The organism is Halomonas cerina (assembly GCF_014192215.1).
In the GTDB taxonomy this organism is placed as follows: domain Bacteria; phylum Pseudomonadota; class Gammaproteobacteria; order Pseudomonadales; family Halomonadaceae; genus Halomonas; species Halomonas cerina.
The window spans coordinates 53154-79412 of sequence record NZ_JACHXP010000017.1 but is presented as its reverse complement, the minus strand read 5'-3'; the positions used below and the strand labels follow the sequence as shown (position 1 = coordinate 79412).

Annotated in this window: 21 protein-coding genes and 2 tRNA genes; 8 read left to right on the top strand and 15 right to left on the bottom strand. The window is 66.8% G+C overall.

Annotation, left to right across the window (positions count from 1 at the left end; genetic code table 11):
• Positions 1-11: 11 nt before the first annotated feature.
• From FHR94_RS15295 to FHR94_RS15265, 7 genes are all read left to right on the top strand, one after another.
• Positions 12-2972: an ATP-binding protein gene (locus FHR94_RS15295; RefSeq protein WP_183326839.1), complete on the top strand. Its 2961-nt coding sequence runs from the start codon at positions 12-14 to the stop codon at positions 2970-2972.
• A complete protein-coding gene (locus FHR94_RS15290) occupies positions 2950-4332 on the top strand; it encodes a sigma-54-dependent transcriptional regulator (protein ID WP_183326837.1) in 1383 nt (460 codons plus the stop codon). The genes FHR94_RS15295 and FHR94_RS15290 overlap by 23 nt, the downstream gene beginning before the upstream one ends.
• 828 nt (positions 4333-5160) lie before the next feature.
• Positions 5161-6558 carry a polynucleotide adenylyltransferase PcnB gene (gene pcnB, locus FHR94_RS15285; protein WP_183326835.1) on the top strand — a complete coding sequence of 466 codons (1398 nt, stop codon included), beginning with the start codon at positions 5161-5163 and terminating at the stop codon, positions 6556-6558.
• Positions 6558-7052 (top strand): 2-amino-4-hydroxy-6-hydroxymethyldihydropteridine diphosphokinase, encoded by a 495-nt coding sequence (folK, locus tag FHR94_RS15280; protein WP_183326833.1) that lies wholly within the window; start codon positions 6558-6560, stop codon positions 7050-7052. Before pcnB ends, folK begins: the two co-directional genes overlap by 1 nt.
• A 117-nt stretch (positions 7053-7169) precedes the next feature.
• Positions 7170-7961, top strand: coding sequence for a 3-methyl-2-oxobutanoate hydroxymethyltransferase (gene panB, locus FHR94_RS15275; RefSeq protein WP_183326831.1), 792 nt, complete (start codon positions 7170-7172; stop codon positions 7959-7961).
• Entirely contained in the window at positions 7961-8812 is an 852-nt protein-coding gene (gene panC, locus FHR94_RS15270; RefSeq protein ID WP_183326829.1) for a pantoate--beta-alanine ligase, read from the top strand. The genes panB and panC overlap by 1 nt, the downstream gene beginning before the upstream one ends.
• Before the next feature lie 185 nt (positions 8813-8997).
• Positions 8998-10173, top strand: coding sequence for an acetyl-CoA C-acetyltransferase (locus FHR94_RS15265; protein ID WP_183326828.1), 1176 nt, complete (start codon positions 8998-9000; stop codon positions 10171-10173).
• Between the two features lie 165 nt (positions 10174-10338).
• Here the strand turns inward: FHR94_RS15265 and pnp are convergent, their stop codons facing one another.
• The 15 genes from pnp to rlmE form a co-directional block, all read right to left on the bottom strand.
• Positions 10339-12471, bottom strand: coding sequence for a polyribonucleotide nucleotidyltransferase (gene pnp, locus FHR94_RS15260; protein WP_183326826.1), 2133 nt, complete (start codon positions 12469-12471; stop codon positions 10339-10341).
• A 149-nt stretch (positions 12472-12620) separates the two neighbouring features.
• Positions 12621-12890, bottom strand: a complete 270-nt coding sequence (gene rpsO, locus FHR94_RS15255) for a 30S ribosomal protein S15 (protein WP_183326824.1) — start codon at positions 12888-12890, stop codon at positions 12621-12623.
• Positions 12891-12969: 79 nt separating this feature from the next.
• Positions 12970-13887 (bottom strand): tRNA pseudouridine(55) synthase TruB, encoded by a 918-nt coding sequence (gene truB / locus FHR94_RS15250; protein WP_183326822.1) that lies wholly within the window; start codon positions 13885-13887, stop codon positions 12970-12972.
• Entirely contained in the window at positions 13887-14288 is a 402-nt protein-coding gene (rbfA, locus tag FHR94_RS15245) for a 30S ribosome-binding factor RbfA (protein ID WP_183326820.1), read from the bottom strand. The genes truB and rbfA overlap by 1 nt, the downstream gene beginning before the upstream one ends.
• Before the next feature lie 18 nt (positions 14289-14306).
• Complete coding sequence (gene infB, locus FHR94_RS15240) at positions 14307-16832, bottom strand: translation initiation factor IF-2 (RefSeq protein WP_183326818.1); 2526 nt, start codon at positions 16830-16832, stop codon at positions 14307-14309.
• Between the two features lie 27 nt (positions 16833-16859).
• Positions 16860-18353 carry a transcription termination factor NusA gene (gene nusA / locus FHR94_RS15235; RefSeq protein WP_183326816.1) on the bottom strand — a complete coding sequence of 498 codons (1494 nt, stop codon included), beginning with the start codon at positions 18351-18353 and terminating at the stop codon, positions 16860-16862.
• A gap of 40 nt (positions 18354-18393) precedes the next feature.
• The gene (gene rimP / locus FHR94_RS15230; protein WP_183326814.1) at positions 18394-18855 is read right to left on the bottom strand and encodes a ribosome maturation factor RimP; all 462 of its coding nucleotides are present in this window, start codon (positions 18853-18855) and stop codon (positions 18394-18396) included.
• A 218-nt stretch (positions 18856-19073) separates the two neighbouring features.
• Positions 19074-19150, bottom strand: a tRNA-Met gene (locus FHR94_RS15225).
• A gap of 124 nt (positions 19151-19274) precedes the next feature.
• Positions 19275-19361 (bottom strand) — tRNA-Leu (locus FHR94_RS15220).
• Positions 19362-19385: 24 nt separating this feature from the next.
• Positions 19386-19751, bottom strand: a complete 366-nt coding sequence (gene secG / locus FHR94_RS15215) for a preprotein translocase subunit SecG (RefSeq protein ID WP_183326812.1) — start codon at positions 19749-19751, stop codon at positions 19386-19388.
• 4 nt (positions 19752-19755) lie between these two features.
• Positions 19756-20511 carry a triose-phosphate isomerase gene (tpiA, locus tag FHR94_RS15210; RefSeq protein WP_183326810.1) on the bottom strand — a complete coding sequence of 252 codons (756 nt, stop codon included), beginning with the start codon at positions 20509-20511 and terminating at the stop codon, positions 19756-19758.
• Between the two features lie 75 nt (positions 20512-20586).
• Entirely contained in the window at positions 20587-21936 is a 1350-nt protein-coding gene (glmM, locus tag FHR94_RS15205) for a phosphoglucosamine mutase (protein ID WP_183326808.1), read from the bottom strand.
• A complete protein-coding gene (gene folP / locus FHR94_RS15200; protein WP_246389987.1) occupies positions 21929-22792 on the bottom strand; it encodes a dihydropteroate synthase in 864 nt (287 codons plus the stop codon). Before folP ends, glmM begins: the two co-directional genes overlap by 8 nt.
• Positions 22793-22884: 92 nt before the next feature.
• The gene (gene ftsH / locus FHR94_RS15195; RefSeq protein WP_183326806.1) at positions 22885-24864 is read right to left on the bottom strand and encodes an ATP-dependent zinc metalloprotease FtsH; all 1980 of its coding nucleotides are present in this window, start codon (positions 24862-24864) and stop codon (positions 22885-22887) included.
• A gap of 189 nt (positions 24865-25053) precedes the next feature.
• The gene (gene rlmE, locus FHR94_RS15190) at positions 25054-25725 is read right to left on the bottom strand and encodes a 23S rRNA (uridine(2552)-2'-O)-methyltransferase RlmE (protein ID WP_183326804.1); all 672 of its coding nucleotides are present in this window, start codon (positions 25723-25725) and stop codon (positions 25054-25056) included.
• Between the two features lie 179 nt (positions 25726-25904).
• On the opposite strand from rlmE, the gene yhbY reads away from it, so the two are divergent.
• A complete protein-coding gene (gene yhbY, locus FHR94_RS15185) occupies positions 25905-26231 on the top strand; it encodes a ribosome assembly RNA-binding protein YhbY (protein ID WP_183326802.1) in 327 nt (108 codons plus the stop codon).
• Positions 26232-26259 lie beyond the last annotated feature (28 nt).

Genomic DNA, 26259 nt, shown 5'->3' with positions numbered 1-26259 from the left:
GAGGCACCATCATGAGTACCGGCCTCGGCAACCTGCTGGCGCTGGGTATCGGTTACCTGCTACTGCTGTTCCTGTGTGCCCTGGCGGTGGAGCGCGGCTGGATCCCCCGGCATTTCGTGCGGCACCCGGCAATCTACACCCTGGCCCTCGGTGTCTACGCCAGTGCCTGGGCGATCTACGGCAGCCTGGAGCTGGCTGGGCGTGCCGGCTTCGGCTACCTGGCTTACTACCTGGGGGTGGCGGGCGCCTTCCTGCTGGCCCCGGTACTGCTGGTCCCCATCCAGCGCCTGACCCACACCTACCAGCTGGCGTCACTGGCCGACCTCTTCGCCTTCCGCTTCCGCTCGCGCTGGGTGGGCGCCTTCATCACCCTGGTCAGCCTGCTGGCGGTGCTGCCGCTGCTGGGCCTGCAGGTGCAGACCCTGAGCAACGCCATTCTGCGGCTCTCCGGCACCGACGCCCCGGCCCTGCTGACGCTGGGATTCTGCTGCCTGATCGCCCTGTTTGCCATTCTGTTCGGGGCGCGGCACACGCGCCTGCACGATCGCCACGACACCCTGCTGGCCACCATCGCCTTCGAATCGGTGGTCAAGCTGGTGGCCATGCTGGCGCTGGGTGCCTTCGCGCTGTTCGGCATCTTCGACGGCCCCGCCGACCTACAGGCCTGGCTCGACGGCCCCGGCCATGCCGCTCAGGCCGAGACCCGTCATCTCGACCCGGCCCAGTGGCGCACCCTGCTGCTGCTGTTCTTCGGGGCCTCCTTTTTGATGCCGCACATGTTCCATATCGCCTTCGCCGAGACCCTCAGCCGCCAGACGCTGCTGCAGGCGAGCTGGGCGCTGCCTCTGTTCCTGCTGCTGATGGCACTCCCTGTGCCGCTGATCCTGTGGGGCGCCCAGCATCAGGGCGTCGAGACCGCCACGACCGGCTTCGCCTACCTGGCCTTCTCGCTCTCCACGTCCTGGTGGGTGGGGGCCCTGGCCTTCCTGGCCGGACTGGCCGCGGCCAGCGGCACCATGATCATCATCTCGCTGGCCCTGTCCGGCATGATCCTCAATCATCTGGTGCTGGTCGCCCACCCTCCCGTTGCGCAGCCCGACCTCTACCGCTGGCTGCGCTGGCTGCGCCGCGCCCTGATCGCGGCCGTCATCCTCGGCGGCTGGCTGTTCTACCGCCTCGTCGGCATCCACCATGATCTCGTTACCCTGGGGCTGGTCGCGTTCATCGGCATGGCCCAGTGCCTGCCGGGGATGCTGGCCCTGCTTTACTGGCCGGGCGCCAACCGCAAGGGCATGGTGGCGGGGCTCTCGGTGGGCGTGCTGGTCTGGCTGGCCGGGCTGTGGGTGCCGCTGCTGACCGACCAGCCGGCCTGGATCTTCTTGCCGCCCGGCCTGGAGGTGCTCGCCGGCGAGGCGGAGTGGTACCTCGTCTCCCTGGTCTCGCTATCGCTCAACATCCTCGTGCTGATCCTGGTCTCGCTGGCGAGTCGCACCTCACCGGGCGAGCGGGCCGCCGCCGAGGCCTGCTCGGTGGATGCGGTGATCCGTCCCAAGCGCTTGCCGCTGGTCGCTGCCAACGGGACGGATTTCAAGCGCCACCTGGCCCGGGCCCTGGGCGAGGAGGTGGCCCACCGCGAGGTCGACCGGGCGCTGTCGGCCTTGGACCTTTCGCCGCTGGATGGCCGGCCCTATGCCCTGCGTCGCCTGCGTGACCGCATCCAGGCCAACCTCTCCGGCGTGATGGGGCCCTCGGTGGCGCAGGATATCGTCGATCGCTATTTGCCCTACCGCCACGATGTCCGGGGCGCCACCGAGGACATCCACTTCGTCGAAAGCCGCCTGGAGGCCTACCGGTCGCGCCTCACCGGCCTGGCCCGCGAGCTCGACGGCCTGCGCCGCTACCATCGCCGCACCCTGACCCGCCTGCCCGTGGGCCTATGTGCTTTCGGTGACGACGGCGAGCTGCTGATGTGGAACGACGCTCTGGCCGACCTTTCCGGCTTCCCGGGGAATGCCGTGGTAGGGGCACGACGCGACAGCCTGCCGCCCCCTTGGGGCAAGCTGCTGAGCCGGGTGCTGGCCGAGCCCCATGATCACCTCTACAAGGAGCCTGTCGAGCTCGACGGGGGCATGCGCTACCTGACGCTACACAAGGCCGGCCTGCACGACGACGAGGACGAACGGGGGGGCCACGTGATCCTCGTGGAAGACCACAGCGAGATGAAGTGGCTCGAGGACGAGCTGGTGCATGCCGCGCGGCTCGCCTCCATCGGCCAGCTGGCCGCGGGGGTGGCCCACGAGATCGGCAATCCCATCACCGGCATTTCCTCGCTGGCCCAGAACCTGCGCTACGACACCGACGACCCCCAGGTGCTCGAGACCGCCGGGCAGATCCAGCAGCTCACCGACCGGGTATCGCGGATCGTCGGCTCGCTGGTGGGGTTCGCGCATGGCGGCCGCCATGTCGGCGGCCGCGCCTTCGCCCCGGTCTCGATCGCCGCCGTCACCGAGGAGGCCCTGCACTTGATCCACCTTGCCCGCTCGGGGGAGGATGTCCGTTACCATAACCGCTGCGCGGCCGGCCTCGAGGTCCCAGGCGACGACCAGCGCCTGCTGCAGGTGATGGTCAACCTGATCGGCAATGCCCGGGATGCCAGCGCGCCGAGTGGCGAGGTGGTGATCGATGCCGAGGCCCAGGAGAACTGGCTGCATGTCACCGTCACCGACGACGGTCACGGCATCGATGCCAGCATGCGCGACCATCTGTTCGAGCCCTTCACCACCACCAAGCCACCCGGTGAGGGCACGGGCCTGGGCCTGCCGCTGGTCTACAGCATCATCGCCGAGCACCGCGGCCAGATCGATATCGACTCCCCGCCACCCGGGTGTCGGCACGGCACCCGCATCCACCTGTGGCTGCCCCTTAACCTGGAGGATGGTGAACGCCGTCATGAGCCGGATCCTGATCGTTGAAGACGAAGCCATCATCCGCAGCGCCCTGACGCGCCTGCTGGAACGTCATGACCACCACGTCAGCGAAGCGGGGTCGGTGGCCGAGGCCCTGGCCCTGGATCCACAGCGCTTCGACCTGGTGATCAGCGACCTTCGGCTTCCCGGCGAGCCCGGCACCGAACTGATCGCCCGGGCCGCACCGGTCCCCGTGCTGATCATGACCAGCTATGCGAGCATGCGCTCGGCGGTAGAAGCCCTGAAGCTCGGCGCCGTGGACTACGTGGCCAAGCCCTTCGACCATGACGAGCTGCTCGAGACCGTGGCCCGGGTCCTGCACCAGCAAGCCGCCCGCGACGCCACGCCCCCCGACGTCACCGAGCCCGGCGGTGAGCGCCAGGCGATGATTGGCAACTGTCCCGCCATGCAGGTGGTCTACACGCGGATCCGCAAGACGGCGCCGGCCGATGTCACCGTGCTGATCCAGGGCGAGTCCGGCACCGGCAAGGAGCTGGTGGCCCGTGCCCTGCATCAGCAGAGCCACCGCGCCGACGCGCCACTGATCTGTGTCAACTGCGCCGCCATCCCCGAGACCCTGATCGAGTCGGAGCTGTTCGGCCACGAGAAGGGGGCCTTCACCGGGGCCAGCGCCGCCCGCACCGGGCTGGTGGAAGCGGCGGACGGCGGCACCCTGTTCCTCGACGAGATCGGCGAACTGCCGCTGGATGCCCAGGCCCGCCTGCTGCGGGTGCTCCAGGAGGGTGAGATCCGCAAGATCGGATCGGTTGAGACACGCCACGTGGATGTACGCTTGATCGCCGCGACCCACCGTGACCTGCGCACCCTATCGAAGACCGGCGAGTTCCGTCTCGACCTCTACTACCGCCTCAACGTGATGCAGATCGATCTGCCACCGTTGCGCGACCGGGAGGACGATATCCTGGAAATCGCCGATGTGTTGCTGGACAAGGCCTGCCAGCGCCACCGGCGCGAGGGGCTGCGGCTGTCCCGTGCGACGCGACGGGTCATCCGTGACTTCCCCTGGCCGGGCAATGTACGCGAGCTCGAGAACGCCCTGGAACGGGGGGTCATCCTGGCCGAGGGCCATCTGATCCATCCCGATGACCTGGGCCTGGCGCCGGCTCCGCACCCGATCGCCGCGCCTGCCGTGGACGCCGCGACGAACTCGCTCGACGGCCGCGCCGAGGACGAGGAAGACCTATCGCTGGAGGACTACTTCCAGCATTTCGTGCTCGAGCATCAGGATCGGATGAGCGAGACCGAGTTGGCCCAGCGGCTCGGCATCAGCCGCAAGTGCCTATGGGAGCGCCGCCAGCGACTCGGGATCCCGCGCAAGAAGGGGCCGCGGCGCAGCACGGGCTGACCCGGACGGCCATTCGACCATGGTGCAAGCGCCCGCGGCCAAGGTCGCGGGCGTGTCGTTTCATGCCTCGGAGGCAGAGCCGCCCCATTTGTTACCTCCCCACACAGTCAATGCCCCATCACCGCGCATGCTGGGTAACACTTGCGCACCACACGACGTCGCCCGCCCAGCCGACAATATTTATATTGTTGATTTTATTATAAAAAATTACAATTGGCACACCCCCTGCTACACTATAGGGCAAGAAAAACAACTCCGGTTGCCTGCCGCTGCCCAACAACCACAACAAGGCAGCAGGCCAAGGCAAGGCCCGACACCGCCAACAACAATAACGTCGGGCCAGACCGACACGCGATGTGCCGATCAACAAGAACAGCAGCGGCCCCGACGCGTGTCACTCGAGACACAACAACAACACGCTCGAATCCCGGAACCCCAGGACGCGACGCACCAGCACATGGCCACCACCAACAACAAGAGCCATCAGGGTGCACTTCCGGCAACAATGCCAATAAGCCGGGAGGAGGCATGTTTTTATGCCGTCGTGTTGGAAGATTGTTTTGAATACGAGACGGTCGCCTCAGGACCCCTAACAAGCACAACAACACGGCTTGCCTGAACCCTCCTTGGTGACTGTGGTGCGTATTCAAGGCGATGCGCCATCACGAAGAAGAATCAGCAGCAGGGACGCTGCAGCCTGCTTAACGGGGGAAGCCAGTGGCTTCCCCCGTCTACTGCGTGACCCCGCCGCGTCTCCCGTCATGCTTTGCAAGGTGTCGAGTGTCCGCTACACTCAACGCTTTTGTATCCCGCGAGTCACAACGCCGCATGATCAAAGGTTTTACCCGCTTTCTGCAGAGTCCGGGCGAGCGCCTCAGGTCGCTGTTCGGCCCTCAGGATGCGCCGGCCGGCAGCCCCAGGCTACGCATCATCCCCCGCCAGGAGCACCCGGTCTCTCGCCAGCACTTCAGCGATGCTGCCCTCAAGGTGCTCTACCGGCTCCACAATGCCGGCCATGAGGCCTACCTGGTCGGGGGCTGCATCCGCGACTCCCTGCTCGGCCGCATGCCCAAGGACTTCGACGTGGCCACCGACGCCACCCCGGAACAGGTGCGGGACCTGTTTCGCAACTCGCGCCTGATCGGGCGACGTTTCCGCATCGTGCACGTGCGCTTCGGTCGCGAGGTGATCGAGGTCACCACCTTCCGGGGCAAGCCGAGTGACGACCACGGCGACCATATCGCGGCGCAGTCCGATGATGGCCTGCTGCTGCGCGACAACGTCTGGGGCAACATCGAGGAAGACGCCCTGCGACGCGACTTCACCGTCAATGCCCTCTACTACAATATCGCCGACTTCTCGATCCATGACTTCGCCGGCGGCGCCCAGGACATCGAGACCCGCACGCTGCGCCTGATCGGCGACCCGGCGACCCGCTATCGCGAAGACCCGGTGCGGATGCTGCGTGCCGTGCGCTTCGCCGCCAAGCTCGGCTTCCACCTGGCCCCCGACACCGAGGCGCCCATCCACGAGCTGGCCGCGCTGCTGCTGCAGATCCCGCCAGCCCGCCTGTTCGACGAGGTGCTCAAGTTGTTCATGGCCGGCCACGGGGTGGAGACGTTCCGATGGCTGCGCCACTACGGCCTGTTCGCCATGCTGTTCCCCGAGGCCGAGGAAGCCATGGCGGAACTCCCCTGGGCAGAACCGCTCATCGAGCAGGCCCTAGCGAGCACCGACCGGCGTATCCACGAGGAGCGCCCCGTGACGCCTGCCTTCCTCTTCGCGGCTTTGCTGTGGGGCCCGGTTCAGCAGCACCAGGCACGACTGGAAGCCGACGGCATGCCACCGATTCCGGCCCTACAGGCGGCCTCCCAGAAGATCATCTCGCGCCAGCTCCAGCACGTGGCGATCCCCAAGCGCTTCAGCTTGCCGATGCGCGACATTTGGGATCTCCAGCAGCGGCTACCGCTGCGCCGCGGCAAGCGGGTCTTCCAGACCCGCGAGCATCCACGCTTCCGGGCGGCCTACGATTTCCTGCTGGTCCGCGAGGCCGCCGGCGAGCTGGCCCCTGGGCTCGGCGACTGGTGGACCGCCTTCCAGGACGCCGATGAACACGAGCAGCGCCGCCTGCTGAGCAAGGCGGGCGCCGACCCGGCCGGCTCCGGTACGCCCCGCAAGCGCCGCCGTCGTCGCCGCAAGCCGCGCCAGTCCCCGAGCGACGAATAATGCGCCGTCATCTCGCCTGGATCGGCCTGGGCAGCAACCTCGATGCGCCGCGCCGGCATGTCGAGACCGCTCTCGAGGAACTCGACTGGCTGCCGTTGTGCCGCCGCCTGCGTCACTCCCGTCTCTACCGCAGCCGCCCGGTCGGCCCGGCCGACCAGCCCGACTTCATCAATGCGGTGGCCCTGGTGGCAACCCGTCTCTCGCCCCTGGCCCTGCTCGACCAGCTGCAAGCCTTGGAGCAGCGCCACGGCCGGATGCGCGGCCGCCGCTGGGGGCCCCGCACGCTGGACCTCGACCTGTTACTCTTCGATGAGAGGCAGCTGGCTCTACCCCGTCTGACGCTGCCGCACCCGGAGCTGGTGAACCGCGCCTTCGTACTGCACCCACTGGCCGAGCTCGCGCCGCAGCTGCGGCTGCCCGACGGACGCGCGATCGCCACCCTGGCCGCCGGCGTTGCGACCGACGATCTTCACCCGATGCCGGCGGATACCTGAGCTGCGCCTGCTACCTGTTACCTATCGACACCTCGACACGGTTCAGGTAACAATTGCGGGTTACAAACGGAGCACGGCGCGATGCCGTCACTCCGTCGACAACCATGAGAGCACGCCATGAAAACCGTCACCCTGAGCACGCTGCAGGCCTTCAAGCGCGCCGGTGAGCCCTTTAGTTGCCTGACCGCCTACGACGCCTCCTTCGCCCGCGCGGCGAGCGCGGCCGGTATCGAGGTGCTACTGGTCGGTGATTCCCTGGGGATGGTCCTGCAGGGTCATGCCAGTACCCTGCCGGTGACCCTCGACGATATCTGCTACCACACCCGCTGTGTGGCGCGCGGTAAGGGCGCGAGCCTATTGATGGTCGACCTGCCGTTCATGAGCAACGCGAGCACCGAGCGTCTTCTCACGGATGCCGGTGCGCTGATGCGTGCCGGCGCCGAGCTGGTCAAGGTCGAGGGCGAGGCATGGATGGCCGGCGGTATCCGTGAGCTGACCCGCCGCGGCGTGCCGGTGTGCGCCCACCTGGGACTGACACCGCAGACCGTCTACCAGTTGGGGGGCTACAAGGTACAGGGCCGCAACGCCGAGCAGGCTAGCCGCATCCTTGAGGACGCCCGGACGCTGGTCGAGGCCGGGGCCTCGGTGATCCTGCTGGAGTGCGTGCCGGCGAGCCTCGGCCGCGCCGTGAGCGAGGCGCTGGAGGTCCCGGTGATCGGCATCGGTGCCGGTCCCGATGTCGATGGCCAGATCCTGGTGATGCATGACGTGCTGGGCGTGACCCATGGCCGGACACCGCGCTTCGTCAAGGACTTCCTGGCCGGGGCCGATGATATCCACTCGGCCTTCCGGCACTACCATGAAGCGGTCAAGGGCCGGCAGTTCCCGGCCGAGGAGCACTGTTTTTGATGCAGACCCTGCAGACGATTCCCACGCTGCGCCAGATCCTGGCGACCCATCGTCGCGAGGGACGGCGCATCGCCCTGGTCCCCACCATGGGCAACCTGCACGAAGGCCATCTGGCACTGGTGACGTCGGCCCGCCAGCGGGCCGACGTGGTGGTGGCCTCCATCTTCGTCAACCCCCTGCAGTTCGGGCCCCATGAAGACCTGGAGGCCTATCCACGGACCCTGGCCGAGGATCAACAGAAACTCGAGGCCGCCGGCTGTGACCTGCTGTTCGCCCCGGACACCACCACCACCGTCTATCCTCGCGGGCTCGAGGCCCAGACCCGAGTCTGCGTGCCCGAGGTCAGCGAGGGGCTATGCGGTGGCGCCCGTCCCGGCCACTTCGATGGTGTAGCGACCATCGTCACCATGCTTTTCAATCTGGTCCAGCCAGACCTGGCCTGTTTCGGCGAGAAGGACTATCAACAGCTGGCGGTGATCCGCCGACTAGTGACGGATCTCCACGTGCCGGTCGAGATCGTGGGCGTGCCCATCGTGCGTGCCGAGGATGGGCTTGCCCTCTCCTCGCGCAATGGCTATCTCGATGCCGAGCGGCGTGCGTTGGCGCCTCGCCTGCATCACACCCTGGCCGACCTGAAGGTGGCTCTGGAGGCCGGCGGGCCCGTGACTCCGACACTCGAGGCGGGCATCGCCCGACTGCGCGCGGCCGGCTTCGAGCCGGACTACCTGGAGCTTCGCGCCACCGACCTGGGGCCGGTCACCGCCACCACCCGCGACGTCGTGCTGCTGGCCGCGGCGCGCCTGGGCCCGACCCGCCTGATCGACAACCTGACCCTGACCCTGCCACGCTGAGGCGGGACGCTGGTAACCGAGAGGACTTCTCCATGCGACTATCGGCTAGCGTTTACTCACGGGGGATTGCCGCGCCGCACAAGACTCCCCTATGCTGAAATCTCTGGCGCCGTCCGAAGGCCGACGCTGACCGGCCCTTTCCGACAAGGCCGCATGCCTGCTATCCGTGTAGAGGAGATTGTCTCATGCAAGAAGTGGTGATCGTTGCCGCCCGCCGTACCGCCGTCGGCACCTTCGGCGGCTCCCTGGCCGGTATACCCGCCAGCGATCTGGGCGCTCATGTCATCAAGGACGTGCTGGCCCAAACCGGTGTCGCGCCAGAGCAGGTCGATGAGGTGCTGCTCGGCCAGGTGCTGACCGCCGGCGTCGGCCAGAACCCGGCCCGCCAGGCCTCCATCAAGGCCGGCCTGCCCGATGCCGTGCCCGCCATGACCATCAACAAGGTCTGCGGCTCCGGCCTCAAGGCCCTGCACCTGGGCGCCCAGGCCATCATGCTCGGCGACGCCGAGGTGATCCTCGCCGGCGGCCAGGAAAACATGTCGCTGGCGCCGCATGTGCTGCCCCACTCGCGCACCGGCCAGCGGATGGGCGACTGGAAGGCCATCGACTCCATGGTCCACGATGGCCTGTGGGATGCCTTTAACGACTATCACATGGGCATCACTGCGGAGAACCTGGCCGAGAAGTACGGCATCACCCGCGAGCAGATGGACGAGTTCGCCGCCGGCTCCCAGCAGAAGGCCGCCGCCGCCATCAAGGAGGGCAAGTTCAAGGGTCAGATCGTCCCGGTGGAGATCCCCCAGCGCAAGGGTGACCCGATCGTCTTCGACACCGACGAGGGGCCCCGCGATGTGACGGCCGAGAAGCTCGGCGGCATGCGACCGGCCTTCAAGAAAGACGGCACCGTCACCGCCGGCAACGCTTCCTCGATCAACGACGGCGCCGCCGTGGTGATGCTGTGCTCCGCCGAGAAGGCCAAGGCGCTGGGCCTCGAGCCGCTGGCCCGCATCAAGGCCTACTCCAACGCCGCCGTCGATCCCTCGATCATGGGCATCGGGCCGGCCCCGGCCACCCGCCGCTGCCTGGAGAAAGCCGGCTGGAGTCTGGACGATCTCGACCTGGTCGAGGCCAACGAGGCCTTCGCCGCCCAGGCGCTGTCGGTCAACAAGGAACTCGGCTGGGATGCATCCAAGATCAACGTCAACGGCGGGGCTATCGCCATCGGCCATCCCATCGGCGCCTCCGGCTGTCGCATCCTGGTGACCCTGGTCCACGAGATGATCGCCCGGGATGCCAAGAAGGGTCTCGCCACCCTGTGCATCGGCGGTGGCCAGGGCGTGGCGCTCGCCATCGAACGGTAAGCGCCTAGCGCCTAGCGCCTAGCGCCTAGCGCCTAGCGCCTAGCAGACAGCGTGCCCCGGGATTGACTCCCGGGGCACGTCTTTTTTGGGCCTACGACGCATAAAAAACCGCCGCCAGGGCAGGACCCTGGTGGCGGTTTTGCCTTGCAGCTCGGCGCTCGGCGCTTATAGCTCGGCGTCAGCCGTTTCGGCCTCGAAGGCGGCCTTCTCTTCCGGAGTGATCTCCTTAAGAGTGAGCTTCACCCGGTTGCGGTTGTCGATATCGAGCACCTTGACCACGATCTCGTCGCCCTCGTTGAGGTAATCGCGCACGTCGTTGACCCGCTCGGGCACGATCTGCGAGATGTGCACCAGGCCGTCGGTCCCCGGCATGATGTTGACGAAGGCCCCGAAGTCGGCGATGCGCACCACCTTGCCGCGATAGAGCTTGCCGATCTCCGGTTCGGCGGTGATCGCCAGCACGGTGTCGATGGCCGCCTTGGCTGCCGACTTGTCCTCGGCGTAGATACGCACGGTACCGTCGTCGTCCAGGTCGATGGAGGCGCCGGTGTCTTCGCAGATCTTGCGGATGGTCGCGCCCCCCTTGCCGATGACGTCGCGGATCTTCTCCGGATCGATCTTGATGGTGGCCATGGAGGGCGCGTTTTCGGAGACTTCGGCACGGCTCTGGGCGATCACCGCATTCATCTGCTCGAGGATCTGCAGGCGGGCCGCATTGGCCTGCTGCAGCGCCTGCTCCATGATCTCCTCGTTGATGCCCTCGATCTTGATGTCCATCTGCAGGGCGGTGACGCCGTCGGCGGAGCCGGCCACCTTGAAGTCCATATCGCCCAGATGGTCTTCATCGCCAAGGATATCGGTCAGCACCGCGAAGCCGTCCTCGTCCTTGACCAGGCCCATGGCGATGCCCGCCACCGGCGCCTTCATGGGCACGCCGGCATCCATCAGCGCCAGCGAGGAGCCGCACACCGAGGCCATGGAGCTGGAACCATTGGACTCGGTGATCTCGGAGACCACGCGGATGGTGTAGGGAAAGTCCTCCGCGGCAGGCAGCATGGCCTGGACCCCGCGTCGCGCCAGGCGGCCGTGGCCGATCTCGCGACGCTTGGGACCGCCCATGAAGCCGGCCTCGCCCACGCTGTAGGGCGGGAAGTTGTAGTGCAGCAGGAAGCGGTCCTTGCGCTCGCCTTCCAGCGACTCGATCAGTTGGGCATCGCGCAGGGTCCCCAGGGTGGCGATGACGATCGCCTGGGTCTCGCCGCGGGTGAAGATCGCCGAGCCGTGGGTCTTGGGCAGGCTGCCCACCTCGATGGCCAGCGGCCGCACGGTCTTGTGGTCGCGGCCGTCGATGCGCGGCTCGCCCTTGACCACCCGGAAGCGCACCACGCGCTTCTCGAGCCCGGCGAAGGCGCCCTTGACGTCGTCGGCGTCGAACCGGCCCTCTTCCTCACCGGCCAGCGACTCGACCGCCTCGGCCTTGAGCGCGGACAGCGCGTCCTGGCGGGCCATCTTGTCGGTGATGCGATAGGCCTCGCCCACCTTGGCCTCGAAACCGTTCGCCACGGCGTCCTTGAGCGCGGTGTTCTCGGCGGGGGCCTGCCAGTCCCACTTGGGCTTGCCGGCCTCGGCGACCAGCTCGTTGATGGCGGCGATGGCGACACGCATCTCCTGGTGACCGTAGAGCACCGCGCCGAGCATCTCGTCCTCGAGTAGCTCGCTCGCCTCGGACTCGACCATCAGCACGGCCTTCTCGGTCCCGGCGACCACCATGTTCAGCTCGGAGGTGGCCAGCTCTTCCACGGTGGGATTGAGGAAGTAGCCCTTGTCCTCGGTGAAGCCGACACGGGCGGCGCCGATCGGCCCGTTGAAGGGCACGCCGGAGACCGCCAGGGCGGCGGAAGTCCCAAGCATGGCGGCGATGTCTGGATCATGGTTACGGTCGGTGGAGAGCACCGAGCAGATGACCTGCACCTCGTTCATGAAGCCCTTGGGGAAGAGCGGACGGATCGGACGATCGATCAGCCGCGAGGTAAGGGTCTCCTTCTCGGTGGGACGCCCCTCACGCTTGAAGAAGCCGCCGGGGATCTTGCCGACCGCGTAGGTCTTCTCTTGGTAGTGGACGGAGAGGGGGAAGAAGGGCTGGGCCGGGTTGGCCTCCTTCTTCGCTACCACGGTGCACAGCACCACGGTGTCGTCCATGGTGACCATCACGGCTCCGGTGGCCTGGCGAGCGATGCGCCCGGTCTCCAGGGTGACGGTGCTGCGACCATACTGAAACGTTTTCTTGACCGGATTCACGGCGACTTCCTTCAACTTGTCTGTGTTTGGGTCGTTTTGACTCGGCGACCATTTTAGGGGGTGACGCGACGCTCAGCCACTGTTCGCGCCGACGAAAACGGGCGGCCCCGAGGGGCCGCCCGTGCTCGTCATCCGATACCGAGTCGCGCTTAGCGACGCAGGCCAAGACGCTGGATCAACGCCTGGTAGCGCTCGAAATCCTTGCGCTTCAGGTAGTCCAGCAGCTTGCGGCGCTGGTTGACCATGCGGATCAGACCACGACGGGAGTGGTGATCCTGCTTGTTGGTCTTGAAGTGGTCCTGCAGGCCATCGATGTTGGCGCTCAGCAGGGCCACTTGGACCTCGGGGGAACCGGTATCGTTGTCGCCACGGCTGAATTCCTTGACGATCTCGGCCTTCTGTTCAGCGGTCAGTGCCATCTGTCTCTCCAGTAAGCAATATGCCTGAATGGTGAATGAGTGAGACCACGCATATTTGCAGTCTCGAACGTCGCGTCCCTCAATCGGCTGCGCTACTCAGCAGCCGCTTCGGGGCCACCTCCTGCGGCCCCGTCACCACGCCAAGGCCCAGGAAGACCTCATCGCGGTAGAGTCTTGCCATCTCGCCCACGCCGAGACCGGGGGCGTCGACCCCCGCCGGCTGGCCGTGAGTCAGCCGATGCGCTGCCGCGTCATCGACCACGAGTCGTGGCAGATGAGCCACCAGCACGTCCACCGGCAACAGCACGGCCTCGCGGGCCGCCTGGTCCGGCAGGGCCTCGAGCGCCTCGGGCGTGACCATGCCCGCCGCCTCGAAGGGGCCGGTCTTGAGCCGCCGCAGGGCGCTGATGTGGGCGCCACCGCCCAGTGCCCGGCCGATGTCCTCGGCGAGCGTGCGAATGTAGGTGCCTTTGCTCACGTGCACTTCCAGTTCGAAGGCCTCGCCCTCGAACGAGAGAAGGCGCGCATCATACACCTTCACGCGGCGCGCTGCACGCTCGACCGTCCTGCCCTCGCGGGCCAGCTCGTAGAGCTTGCGGCCCTGGTGCTTGAGCGCCGAGTGCATTGGGGGCACCTGGTCGATCTCGCCACGAAAGCGCGTCAGCACGTCCTCGATGTCGGCCTCGGAGAGCCGTGGCACCGCATGACGCGCGACCACCTCACCCTCGGCATCCCCGGTGTCGGTGACTGTGCCCAGCTCGACCCGGGTCCGGTAGACCTTGTCGGCGGCCAGCAGCTGTGCCGAAAACTTGGTCGCCTCGCCGAAGCACACCGGCAACAGCCCGGTGGCCATGGGGTCCAGCGTCCCCGTATGACCCGCCTTCTGGGCCTGGAACAGACGCCGGGCCCGCTGCAGGACGTGGTTGCTGGACAGGCCACGGGGCTTGTCCAGCAGCAACACGCCGTTGACCGGCAGGCCGCGACGCCGACGCGCCATCAGCCACGCTCCCCATCGTCGGGCGCATCCTCGTCGTGACGCGAACGGTCGCTTTCCACCGCCTCGTCGATCAGCGAGGAGAGCCGCTGCCCCCGCACCACGCTCTCGTCGTAGTGGAAACGCAGCTCCGGCACATGGCGCAGCTTGATGCGCCGGGCGATCTGACTGCGTAGGAAGCCGGCGGCTCGCTTGAGCACCGCCAAATTCTCCTTGATGCGCTCGGCGTCCTGCTCGCCCAGCAGGGTCACGTAGACGTCGGCATAGCCGAGATCACGACTGACCTCGACGCCGCTGACCGTGACCATGCCCAGACGCGGATCCTTGACCTCACGCTGGATGAGCACCGCCAGCTCCTTCTGGAGCTGGTCGGCTACCCGGTCGGTACGCTTGAACTCGCGCATGATCGGCTCCTCGAGCGGTTAGAGCGTCCGCTCGACCTTGACCTGATCGAAGACCTCGATCTTGTCGCCGATCTGGACGTCGTTATAGTTCTTCACGCCGATGCCGCACTCCATGCCGCTGCGCACCTCGTTGACGTCGTCCTTGTAGCGACGCAGCGACTCGAGCTCGCCCTCGTAGATGACCACGTTCTCACGCAGCACGCGGATCTTCTTGTGGCGATGGACGGTGCCCTCGACCACCATGCAGCCAGCCACGGCACCGATCTTGGGCGCACGGAAGACATCGCGGACCTCGGCCACGCCGACGATCTCCTCCTTCCACTCCGGCGCCAGCATGCCGCTCATGGCCTGCTTGACCTCGTCGATCAGCTGGTAGATGACGCTGTAGTAGCGCAGCTCCAGCCCTTCCCGCTCGATGATCTCGCGGGCCGCGGCATCGGCACGCACGTTGAAGCCGATCACGACGGCCTCGGAGGCCAGCGCCAGGTTGGCGTCGGTGCCGGTGATGCCGCCCACCCCGGAAGACACCACGGCCACCTTGACCTCGTCGGTGGACAGCTCCTCCAGTGCGCCCTTGATGGCCTCGAGGGACCCCTGGACGTCGGCCTTGAGCACGATGTTGAGCTTGGCGGCCTCTTCCTGGCCCATCTGGCTGAACATGTTCTCCAGCTTGGCCTTCTGCTGGCGGGCCAGACGCACCTCGCGGTACTTGCCCTGACGGAAGTTGGCGACCTCGCGGGCCTTCTTCTCGTCGGCCACGACCATGAAGTCGTCACCCGCCTCGGGGGTGCCGTCGAGGCCCTGGATCTCCACCGGCATGGCGGGGCCGGCCTCGTCGACCTGCTGGCCCAGCTCGTTGATCAGGGCGCGCACGCGACCGTAGTGCAACCCGGCCAGCACGATGTCACCCTTCTTCAAGGTGCCGTTCTGGACCAGCACGGTGGCCACCGGGCCGCGGCCCTTGTCCAGGCGCGATTCGACCACCACGCCCATGGCCGGTGCCTCCGGCACGGCCTTGAGCTCGAGCACTTCGGAGACCAGCTGGATCGCTTCCAGCAGCGCCTCGATGCCCTCGCCGGACTTGGCGGAGACGTGCACGAACTGGGTGTCGCCGCCCCACTCCTCGGAGATGACGCCGTGCTGCGAGAGTTCGTTCTTGACCCGGTCCGGGTCCGCTCCCGCCTTGTCGATCTTGTTGACGGCCACCACCATCGGCACCTCGGCGGCCTTGGAGTGCTCGATGGCCTCGATGGTCTGAGGCATGACGCCATCGTCGGCGGCCACCACCAGCACCACCACGTCGGTGGCCTTGGCGCCGCGGGCCCGCATGGCGGTGAACGCCGCATGGCCCGGGGTATCCAGGAAGGTCACGCCACCATGGTCATCCTCGACATGGTAGGCGCCGATGTGCTGGGTGATGCCGCCGGCCTCGCCGGTGGCCACCTTGGCCTCGCGAATGTAGTCGAGCAGCGAGGTCTTGCCATGGTCGACGTGCCCCATGACGGTGACCACCGGTGAGCGGGTGATCTCCTCGCCCTCATAGGAGATGCCCTCGAGGACCTCGGTCTCCAGCGCATCGTCCTTGACCAGCTTGGGCTTGTGGCCCATCTCCTCGACCACGATGGCCGCGGTATCCTGGTCGATGGTCTGGTTGATGGTCACCGCGGCCCCCATGGTGAACATGGCCTTGATGACCTCGTTGGCCTTGATCGACATCTTGTCGGCCAGGTCGGCGACGCTGATCGACTCGGGGATCGAGACCTCGCGGACGATCGGCTGGGTCGGCTTCTGGAAGCCGTGCTTGCCGCCGCCCTGGCTGCCACCGCGGCGTCCGCCACGACGCTCGGCGCGCTTGGCCTTCTTGCCGCCGCCCCGCCGGCGCTCCTCGCGATCGCCACGCTCGTCGTCGCGGTCGTCGCGACCCTTCTTGCCGCCCTTGCCGCTGGCCTTCTTGACGGAGGCACGACGCACCTGGTCGCGGCCCTCCTTGGGTGGGGCCGGGGGCTCGTCCGGCGCCGCCGGTGCCTCTTCCAGTTCCGGCACCGGGATCTCGGGCTCGGCGGCGGCCTTCTCGGCCTCGAGCTTGGCCGCGGCCTCACGGGCGGATGCCTCGGCGGCGCGCGCCTTGGCCTCTTCGGCCTCGCGGGCCTCACGCTTGGCCTCGGCCTGCTGAGAATCGGCCATGTCGCCCACCAGCTGACGCGGCCCGGTCTCCTCGACCGGCTTGGCCTTCTCTTCTTCCTGGGCTTCCTCACGCTTGACGTAGGTGCGCTTCTTGCGCACCTGCACCTCGATGGTCTTGCCCCGCTCGCCGGTCTTGATGCGGCTGCGGGTCTTGCGGGTGAGGGTGACGCGATTCTTCGCCCCGGCACCGCTGCCCCCATGGCTCTTGGTGAGATAGTCGAGCAGCCGGCGCTTGTCCTCCTCGGACACGGCGTCGCTCTCGGACTTCTGGCCGAGCCCGGCCTCTTTCATCTGCTCCAGCAGACGGGGCACATCGCGCCCCACCTTCGCTGCAAAATCCTTAACGGTCATTTCTGACATTACGACCCTCCTCAGCCCGTGACCCGTTTACTGTTCGCTCTCGAACCAAGGCGCACGGGCAGTCATGATCAGTGCCGCGGCGCGCTCTTCGTCCACTCCCTCGATGTCGATCAAGTCATCGACGGACTGCTCGGCCAGATCCTCCATGGTGATGATCCCCCGACTGGCCAGGACGAAGGCCAGATGACGCTCCATGCCGTCCATCCCCAGCAGGTCCTCGGCCGGCTGGGCACCATCGAGCTCCTCCTCGGAGGCGATGGCCAGGTTCAGCAGTTCGTCCTTGGCGCGAGCGCGCAGCTCCTCGATGAGCGCCTCGTCGAACTCCTCGATCTCCAGCATTTCCTCGACCGGCACATAGGCGATCTCCTCCAGAGAGGTGAAGCCCTCCTCCACGAGCAGGCGTGCCACGTCGTCGTCGATGTCCAGGTGCTGGACGAAGTGCTCGACGAGACTGTCGATCTCCTGATCGCGCTTGGCCTCGGCCTCCTCCTCGGTCATGACATTGAGTCGCCAGCCGGTGAGCTCCGAGGCCAGGCGTACGTTCTGGCCACTGCGGCCGATGGCCTGGGCCAGGTTGTCCTCGGCGACGGCCACGTCCATGGCGTGGGCCTCTTCGTCGACGAGGATCGAGGCGACATCGGCAGGTGCCATGGCGTTGATCACCAGTTGGGCGGGATTGTCGTCCCACAGCACGATATCGACCCGTTCGTTCTGCAGCTCCGAGGACACCGCCTGGACCCGCGAGCCGCGCATGCCGACGCAGGCCCCGACCGGGTCGATGCGCCGATCATTGGTCTTGACGGCGATCTTGGCTCGTGAGCCGGGATCCCGGGCCGCGCCCTTGATCTCGATCAGCTGCTCGTCGATCTCCGGCACCTCGATGCTGAACAGCTCGATGATCAGCTCCGGGCAGGTGCGCGACAGGATCAGCTGGGCGCCGCGGGCCTCGGGATCGACCTTGGTGAGCAGGGCGCGGACCCGCTCGTTCATGCGATAGCGTTCGCCGGGAATCATCTCACTGCGCGGCAGGAAGGCCTCGGCGTTGTCGCCCAGATCGATGATCAGGCCGTCGCGGGTGGTCTTCTTGACGATGCCGGCGACCAGCTCACCCTCGCGCTCGGCATACTGGCGCACCACCTCGGCGCGCTCGGCCTCGCGCACCTTCTGCACGATCACCTGCTTGGCGGTCTGGGCGGCGATACGGCCGAACTCGGCGTTCTCGATGCGCTCTTCCACCACGTCCCCCAACCCCAGGGGCGGGTCGCGACGCTGGGCGAAGGAGAGCTTGATCTGGGCGTCGGGCCCGTCGAAGTCATCGTCGTCGACCACCTCCCAGCGACGGAACGTCTCGTAGTCGCCGGTGGTGCGGTCGATGTGGACCCGCACGCTGGCCTCCTCGTCCTCGAAGCGCTTGCGCGATGCGCTGGCCAGGGCCGCCTCGACGGCCTCGAAGATCACCTCGCGGGGGACCCCCTTCTCGTTGGAGATCGCATCGACGACCGCCAGAATTTCTTTACTCATGCCTTAGCCTCGCCAGATAACCTGTCCTTATGCATCCACATCACCGATCGAACTGCGGCACGATCCGCGCCTGGTCGATGCTCTCGATGGGAAAGCAGTATTCCTCGCCGTCGAGCTGCAACAGGACCTCGTCGCTCTCGACCCCGGCCAGCAGCCCCTGGAACTTGCGCCGGCCATCGAAGGGCACTCGCAGCCGGAGGCTGATCGTGTGGCCCGCATAGCGCGAGAACTGATCGAGGGTATACAGCGGGCGATCCATACCGGGCGAGGAGACCTCGAGCCGGTACTCGCCGGCGATGGGGTCCTCGACATCGAGCACCGCACTGACCTGGCGGCTGACATCGGCACAGTCCTCCACGTTCACCCCGTCCGGGTGATCGATGTAAATCACCAGGCGAGAGTGCTTTCCCTGGGACAGGTGATCGATGCCCCACAGCTCGAAGCCCATGGTGGAGACCACCGGCTCGATCAGCGCATGCAGCGCAGCATCCTTGATTGCCACGAACGAAAGCTCCTACAGCCGTTGCATCAGGCACCTGGCCGGGAGTGAACAGGAAAGTCAGGTGGCTGAATGGCGTTGCCCGGAACAGTGCCGCCGGGGTCCCGGCCGACACGCTGCTAACAAAAAGCCCCTTCGCTGGAAGGGGCTTTCACAAGAAACCTGTATACCACTTCGGGTTTTGGCATGCCCCTGAAACACCTGCATGCCTGCCAGGAAGATGGTAGCGGGGACCGGATTCGAACCGATGACCTTCGGGTTATGAGCCCGACGAGCTACCAGACTGCTCCACCCCGCATCAATCTAGGTCGGTGATTATATGCCTGCCTGACTCTTGCGTCAAGGGACAAAGCACCGCTCTGCCAATCCTGCTGTTGAAGGTCCGACCCGTGGTGAGCGTCACCGTGCCGGCTTCAATCAAATGGTGCCGAAGGCGGGACTTGAACCCGCACGACCGTAAGGTCACTACCCCCTCAAGATAGCGTGTCTACCAATTCCACCACTTCGGCATCAGGGGAGGCCGGATCGACGACTCAGTTACGGTCGCCTTCCTCCAGCACTGGCGCCGTATTATCCACATCCTGCCCTTCATCGTCAAGGGTCGGCAGGGCATTCTGCTGCTCGATCAGCTCGGCATCGGGAATACCCGCTTCCGGCGTGGCCTGACCGGCCTGGGAGGCAAACCAGGCCAGGGTCAGGGAGGTGGCGAAGAAGGCCGCCGCCAGCACGCCGGTGGTGCGCGACAGGAAATTGCCGCTGCCCCGGGAGCCGAACACGGTCTGGGAGGCACCGCCACCGAAGGCGGCACCGGCTTCGGCGCCCTTGCCCTGCTGCAGCAGGATCAGGACGACCAGGGCGATGGCGATCGCCACATGGATCATGAGAATGGCAACTTGCATGGCTTCAACCTGCTGACTGACAAATGACTAGGAAATCGTCGACCTGGAGCGAGGCGCCACCGATCAGGCCGCCATCGATATCGGGCTGGGCGAGCAGTTCGGCGGCATTGGCCGCCTTCATGCTGCCGCCGTAGAGAAGCCGCATGCCCTCGGCGAGCCCGGCGTCGTAGTCGGCCAGGCGCGCGCGCAGGGCCGCATGTACCGCCTGGGCCTGCTCGGGGGTCGCGGTGCGTCCGGTGCCGATCGCCCAGACGGGCTCGTAGGCGATGACCAGCCGATCCCGCTCCTCGGGCGAAAGGGCGTCGAATACCGCCTCGAGTTGGCCGAGCACCACGGCCTCGGTGCGACCGGCATCGCGCTCCTCGAGCGTCTCGCCCAGGCACAGCACCGGGGTGAGGCGCTCGGTCAGCGCGGCCTTCACCCGGGCGCACACCGCTGCATCATCCTCGCCGAACAGGGTACGCCGCTCGGAGTGGCCGACCAGCACATAGGTAGCGCCGAATTCCGCGAGCATGGCCCCGCTGATCTCGCCGGTGAAGGCCCCGTGGCGCTCGTGATGCAGGGTCTGGCCACCGAAGGCCAGGGGACCGGCGGAGAAGGCACGACGGGCGGCCTCCAGGTAGGGCGCCGGCACCATCAGCGCAATATCGATGCCATCCGGCAGCCGTACCTCGGGCTGGGAGAAGGCCTCACCGAAGCGCTCGACCAGGGCCAGCGAGCCATTCATCTTCCAGTTGCCGGCGATCAGCGGCGTGCGCATGGGGTATCCTCTTTCAAGGTGGTGCGAAATGGTATAGGAGCGGCCCTGTCAAGACAACATCGGCCACGTCCGGGATCAGGAGAGCAGCGCCTCGACATCGCCGGCCAGGCGACGTGCCAGGCCCGACACGTCGAGATGGGCCCGTCCCTCGACCATCACCCGGATCAGGGGCTCGGTCCCGGAAGGACGCAGCAGCACCCGACCCTGATCCCCGAGCTCGCCCTCCACGGCCACCACGGCTGCCTGGATGGCCTCCTTCTCCAGCAACACCCTGGCGTCACTGCCCGGTGTCAGGCGCACGTTGACCAGCACCTGGGGAGCCTTCTCCAGGCCCGCGAGCAACTCGCCCAGCGAGCGTCCCTCGCGGACCATGATCGACAGCACCTGCAGCGCCGAGACGATGCCATCGCCGGTGGTCTGCACATGTCCGCAGACGATATGCCCCGAGGCCTCGCCGCCGAGCTGCCAGCCATTGGCCGCCAGGCGCTCCATGACGTAGCGGTCGCCGACCCTGGCCCGCTCGAAGGGGATGTCCATGGCCTCCAGCGCCGCGGCCAGGCCGAAGTTGCTCATCAGGGTGCCGACCACGCCGCCGCCGAGCTCGCCACGACCATGGCGATCCCGGGCGATCAGGTAGAGGATGTCGTCGCCGTCGATCTCGCGGCCATTGTCGTCCACCAGCAGCACCCGGTCGCCGTCACCGTCGAAGGCCACCCCGAGGTCGGCCCCCTGCTGGATCACCGCGGCCCTCAATGCCGCCGGGTGGGTCGAGCCCACCGCCTGATTGATGTTGAGGCCGTCGGGGGTCGCGCCGATCAGGGTCACCTCGGCTCCCAGCTCACGAAAGACGCTGGGGGCGATGTGATAGGTGGCGCCGTGGGCGCAGTCGACCACCATCTTCAGGCCGTGCAGGTCGACCCGGTCAGGGATGGTGGACTTGCAGAACTCGATGTAGCGTCCGGCGGCATCGTTGACCCGTACCGCCTTGCCCAGCGCATCCGGGGCCACGGTGGTCAGGGGCTCGTCGAGCATGGCCTCGATACGTGCCTCGAGGCCGTCGTCGAGCTTGGTGCCCGCGGCGGAAAAGAACTTGATGCCGTTGTCGGCGAAGGGATTGTGGGAGGCCGAGATGACGATGCCGGCATCGGCGCGAAAGGTCCGCGTCAGATAGGCGATGCCTGGGGTGGGCATCGGGCCGAGCAGCATCACATCGACGCCGGCGGCGGACAGCCCGGCCTCCAGGGCCGACTCAAACATGTAGCCGGAGATCCGCGTATCCTTACCGATCAGCACTCGGGCCCGCCCCGACTCGCGGGTCAGCACCCGGCCGGTGGCCCAGCCCAGCTTGAGCATGAAGTCGGCAGTGATGGGGGCCTCGCCCACCGTGCCGCGGATTCCGTCGGTACCGAAATAACGCCTAGCCATCGTCACGTCCCTCGTTGATCACCGCCCAGGCCATGTTCACCGCGTCCACATGCGGAGCCACCTCGTGGACCCGCAGGATCCGCGCGCCCCGCTCCACCGCCAGCGCCGACAACGCCAGGCCGCCATGCAGGCGCTCCTCCACGGGACGGTCCAGCACCTGGCCGATCATGCTCTTGCGGGACATGCCCACCAGCAGCGGCAGACCCAGACGCGTCACGTGGTCCATACGATGCAGCAGGCGCAGGTTGTGCTCGACGGTCTTGGCGAAGCCGAAGCCCGGGTCGAGCACCAGCCGCTCGCGGCGCAGCCCCACCGCCTCGCACTCGGCGATGCGCGCCTCGAGGAAGGCCGCCACGGCCTCCTCTACGGGCTCATCATAGTGTGGCGCGTCCTGCATGTCGCCGGGCTCACCCAGCATGTGCATCAGGCACACGGGCAGGCCGCTGGTGGCGGCAGCCTGCATGGCGCCGTCACGCCGCAGATTGCGCACGTCGTTGATCATCCCCGCGCCGGCCAGCGCCGACTCGCGTATCAGCTCGGGAGTGCTGGTATCCACCGACACCAGGGCATCGAGCTCACGCACCAGCGCCTCGACCACCGGCACCACCCGGTCCAGCTCCTGCTGGACCGAGACCGGGGCGGCGCCGGGGCGGGTGGACTCGCCCCCCACATCGATGATCGCCGCCCCTTCCGCCAGCAGGCGCTCGGCATGACGCAGAGCATCATCGAGGGCCACATGGCGGCCACCGTCGGAGAAGGAATCGGGGGTGACGTTGAGAATCCCCATGATACGGGGAAAGGAGAGGTCGAGCCGGTGTCGGCCACAGGGCAAAAGCGTCGGGGTACTGGTGTCCATCGTCGTCCTGAAGGAGGGTCGTGAAACGGCAGGGAAGGCCCCACCACGGCACAGGCGCCCCGCGGGGCGCCTGTGGTCGCTAGCGGACCGGTTCAGCTGCCTGCCGGCCCGCCCAGCGGGTCGGAAGGTCTCCGGGTCGGCTCATCATCGGCATCCTCATCGCCATCGGCCTCTCGCCCCCCTTTCGCCTTGCCGGCTTCGGCGTCCGGCTGATCGGCAGAGGGTGAGCCACCACTGGGGTCATCCCAGCCCTCGGGGGGACGCGGATCGCGCCCTTCCATGATGTCCTTGAGCTGGGTCGAGTCGATGGTCTCGTACTGCATCAGCGCCTCGGCCATGGCGTCGAGCTTGTCGCGGTTGTCCTTGAGGATCTGCCTGGCCTGCTGGTAGCACTCATCGATGATCTTGCGCACTTCCTTGTCGAGCTTGGTGGTGGTCTCGCCCGACTTGAGCTTGCCGCCCTGACCGGGACCGCCGAGGAACTGGTGGGACTCGTCCTCGTCGTACATCACCGGCCCCATCTCCTCGGAGAGGCCCCACTTGGCCACCATGTTGTGGGCCAGCTCGGTGGCGCGCTTGATGTCGTTCGACGCCCCGGTGGTGACGCCATTCGGGCCGAGCGTCATCTCCTCGGCGATGCGACCGCCGAACAGCGAGCAGATCTGACTGATGATCTGCTGGCGGGACAGGCTGTAGCGATCCTGCTCGGGCAGGAACATGGTCACGCCCAGCGCCCGGCCGCGCGGGATGATGGTCACCTTGTAGACCGGGTCGTGCTCTGGCATCACCAGGCCGATGATGGCGTGGCCCGACTCATGGTAGGCGGTATTGAGCTTTTCCTTCTCGGTCATGACCATGGAGCGGCGCTCGGCGCCCATCATGATCTTGTCCTTGGCGAGCTCCAGTTCGTCCATGCTCACCAGGCGCTTGTTGCGCCGCGCGGCGAACAGCGCGGCCTCGTTGACCAGGTTGGCCAGGTCGGCGCCGGAGAAGCCCGGCGTCCCGCGGGCGATCAGCGACGGCTTGACGTCGTCGGCCAGCGGCACCTTGCGCAGGTGCACGTTGAGGATATGCTCGCGGCCGCGGATATCGGGCAGCGGCACCACCACCTGGCGGTCGAAGCGGCCCGGGCGCAGCAGCGCCGGGTCGAGCACGTCGGGCCGGTTGGTGGCGGCGATGACGATGATGCCCTCATTGGCCTCGAAGCCATCCATCTCGACCAGCAGCTGGTTGAGGGTCTGCTCGCGCTCGTCGTTGCCACCGCCCATGCCGGCGCCACGTGAGCGGCCCACGGCATCGATCTCGTCGATGAAGATGATGCACGGCGCCTGCTTCTTGGCCTGTTCGAACATGTCGCGCACGCGAGAGGCGCCGACGCCGACGAACATCTCGACGAAGTCGGAACCGGAGATCGAGAAGAACGGCACCTTGGCCTCGCCGGCGATGGACTTGGCGAGCAGCGTCTTGCCGGTCCCGGGCGGGCCGACCATCAGCACGCCGCGCGGGATAGTGCCGCCGAGACGCTGGAACTTGGTCGGGTCGCGCAGGAAGTCGACCAACTCCTCGACCTCCTCCTTGGCCTCGTCGCAGCCGGCCACGTCGGAGAAGGTGGTCTTGATCTGGTCCTGGGAGAGCAGCTTGGCCTTGGACTTGCCGAAGCTCATCGGCCCGCCCTTACCGGCGCCCCCGCCCTGCATCTGGCGCATGAAGAACATGAAGATGGCCAGGATCAGCAGGATCGGGAAGCTGGCGATCAGCAGCCGCGTCCACAGGCTCTGCTGCTCGGGCTCCTTGCCCACCACGGTGACGTCGTGGGCCAGCAAGTCATCCATCAGCTTGGGGTCTTCCGCCGCGGGGCGGATGGTCTGGAACTGCGAGCCGTCGGTGCGTTCGCCGGTGATGGTATAGCCATCGATGGTCACGCTACGGACCTGCTCGTTCTGCACCTGCTGGACGAACTGCGAGTAGTTCATCGTCTGCGGGGTATTCTCGACGCTGAAGTTGTTGAACACCGTCAGCAGCACCGCCGCGATGACCAACCACAGAATCAGGTTCTTCGCCATGTCGTTCAAGGGACCACCCTCATTGCAAGAATCTGTCGGCTTAACATGCCTGATGGCTTCGACACTACATCAGCGGCAGATGTTCAGCCAGCATGGGGGCGGGGCGTACCCACCCGTGGCTATGACACTCACTGTGACACAGACACGCCGTCGTGTCCGGCCATCGCATCGTTAGCCTGTGACTATCGGGACGCCGGCTCAGCCGCGAAACCCTTCCGCCAGCAGGTAGACCTCCCGGGAACGGGCCCGGGACGCCTCCGGCTTGCGGGTCACCACCCGCCTGAAGTCGCTGCGCAACGCCTTCAGGTAAGCATCGAACCCTTCTCCCTGGAAGACCTTGGCCAGGAAGGCGCCGCCGGGCGACAGGGTCTGGCGCGCCAAGTCCAGGGCTAGCTCCACCAGGTACATCGCCTGGGGCTGGTCGATGGCGGCCATGCCACTCATATTGGGGGCCATGTCCGACATCACAAGGTCCACGGGGCGATCATCGAGCCGGTCGAGGATCGCCTCGAGCACCGCCTCCTCGGTGAAATCCCCCGGGACGAAGTCGACGCCGGCCAGGGCATCCATCTCGAGGATATCGGAGGCGATCACCAGGCCCTCCGGCCCCACCTTCTCCGCGGCGATCTGGCTCCAGCCACCGGGGGCGGCGCCGAGGTCGATCACCGTCATGCCCGGGCGCAGCAGCCGGTTCTTCTCGTCCAGGGCCTGTAGCTTGTAGCTGGCCCGGCTGCGATAGCCATCCTGCCAGCGCTGCTGGACGAAGCGGTCGTCGAAGTGCTCCTTGAGCCAACCGGCACTGCTCTTGCTGGCGCTGCGGCGCTTGGCGCCGCTGGCGCCCTTGGAGCGAGAATCAGAGGGAGGTGCCACGGCATCACCTGTGTCGCGTTACGGGAAAGACAGGCGGTCGAGCGGATTCCGGAATCGGGGACGGGGGTGCTGACCTGCGGCCCGGCATACAAGGGGCGGTGAAGGCGGCCGCGCTTTCGCCGCGAGGCGATTCACCGTATCCTGTGCGCTGCGCGCCAACCGGGAAGAAGCACGATACCATGAGCTTGTCACAGGCACAAAAGAAAGCATTCCGCAGCATCGGGCATCACCTCGACCCCGTGGTCACGGTCTCCGAGAACGGCCTCTCCGAGGGCGTGCTCGCCGAGCTCGACCGGGCGTTGACCGACCACGAACTGATCAAGATCAAGCTGGCCCTGGCCGAGCGCGACGACCGCACCGCCATGCTCGACGAGCTGGTCGCCGAGAGCGGTGCCGAACGGGTACAGACGATCGGCAAGGTCGCCCTGCTCTACCGCCACAACCCCCGGGTCAATCCCAAGCTCTCCAATATCAAGCGCTTCGAGGAGCATCACGGGCGGCGCTGACGCCGAGCGCCGAGCGCCGAGCGCCGAG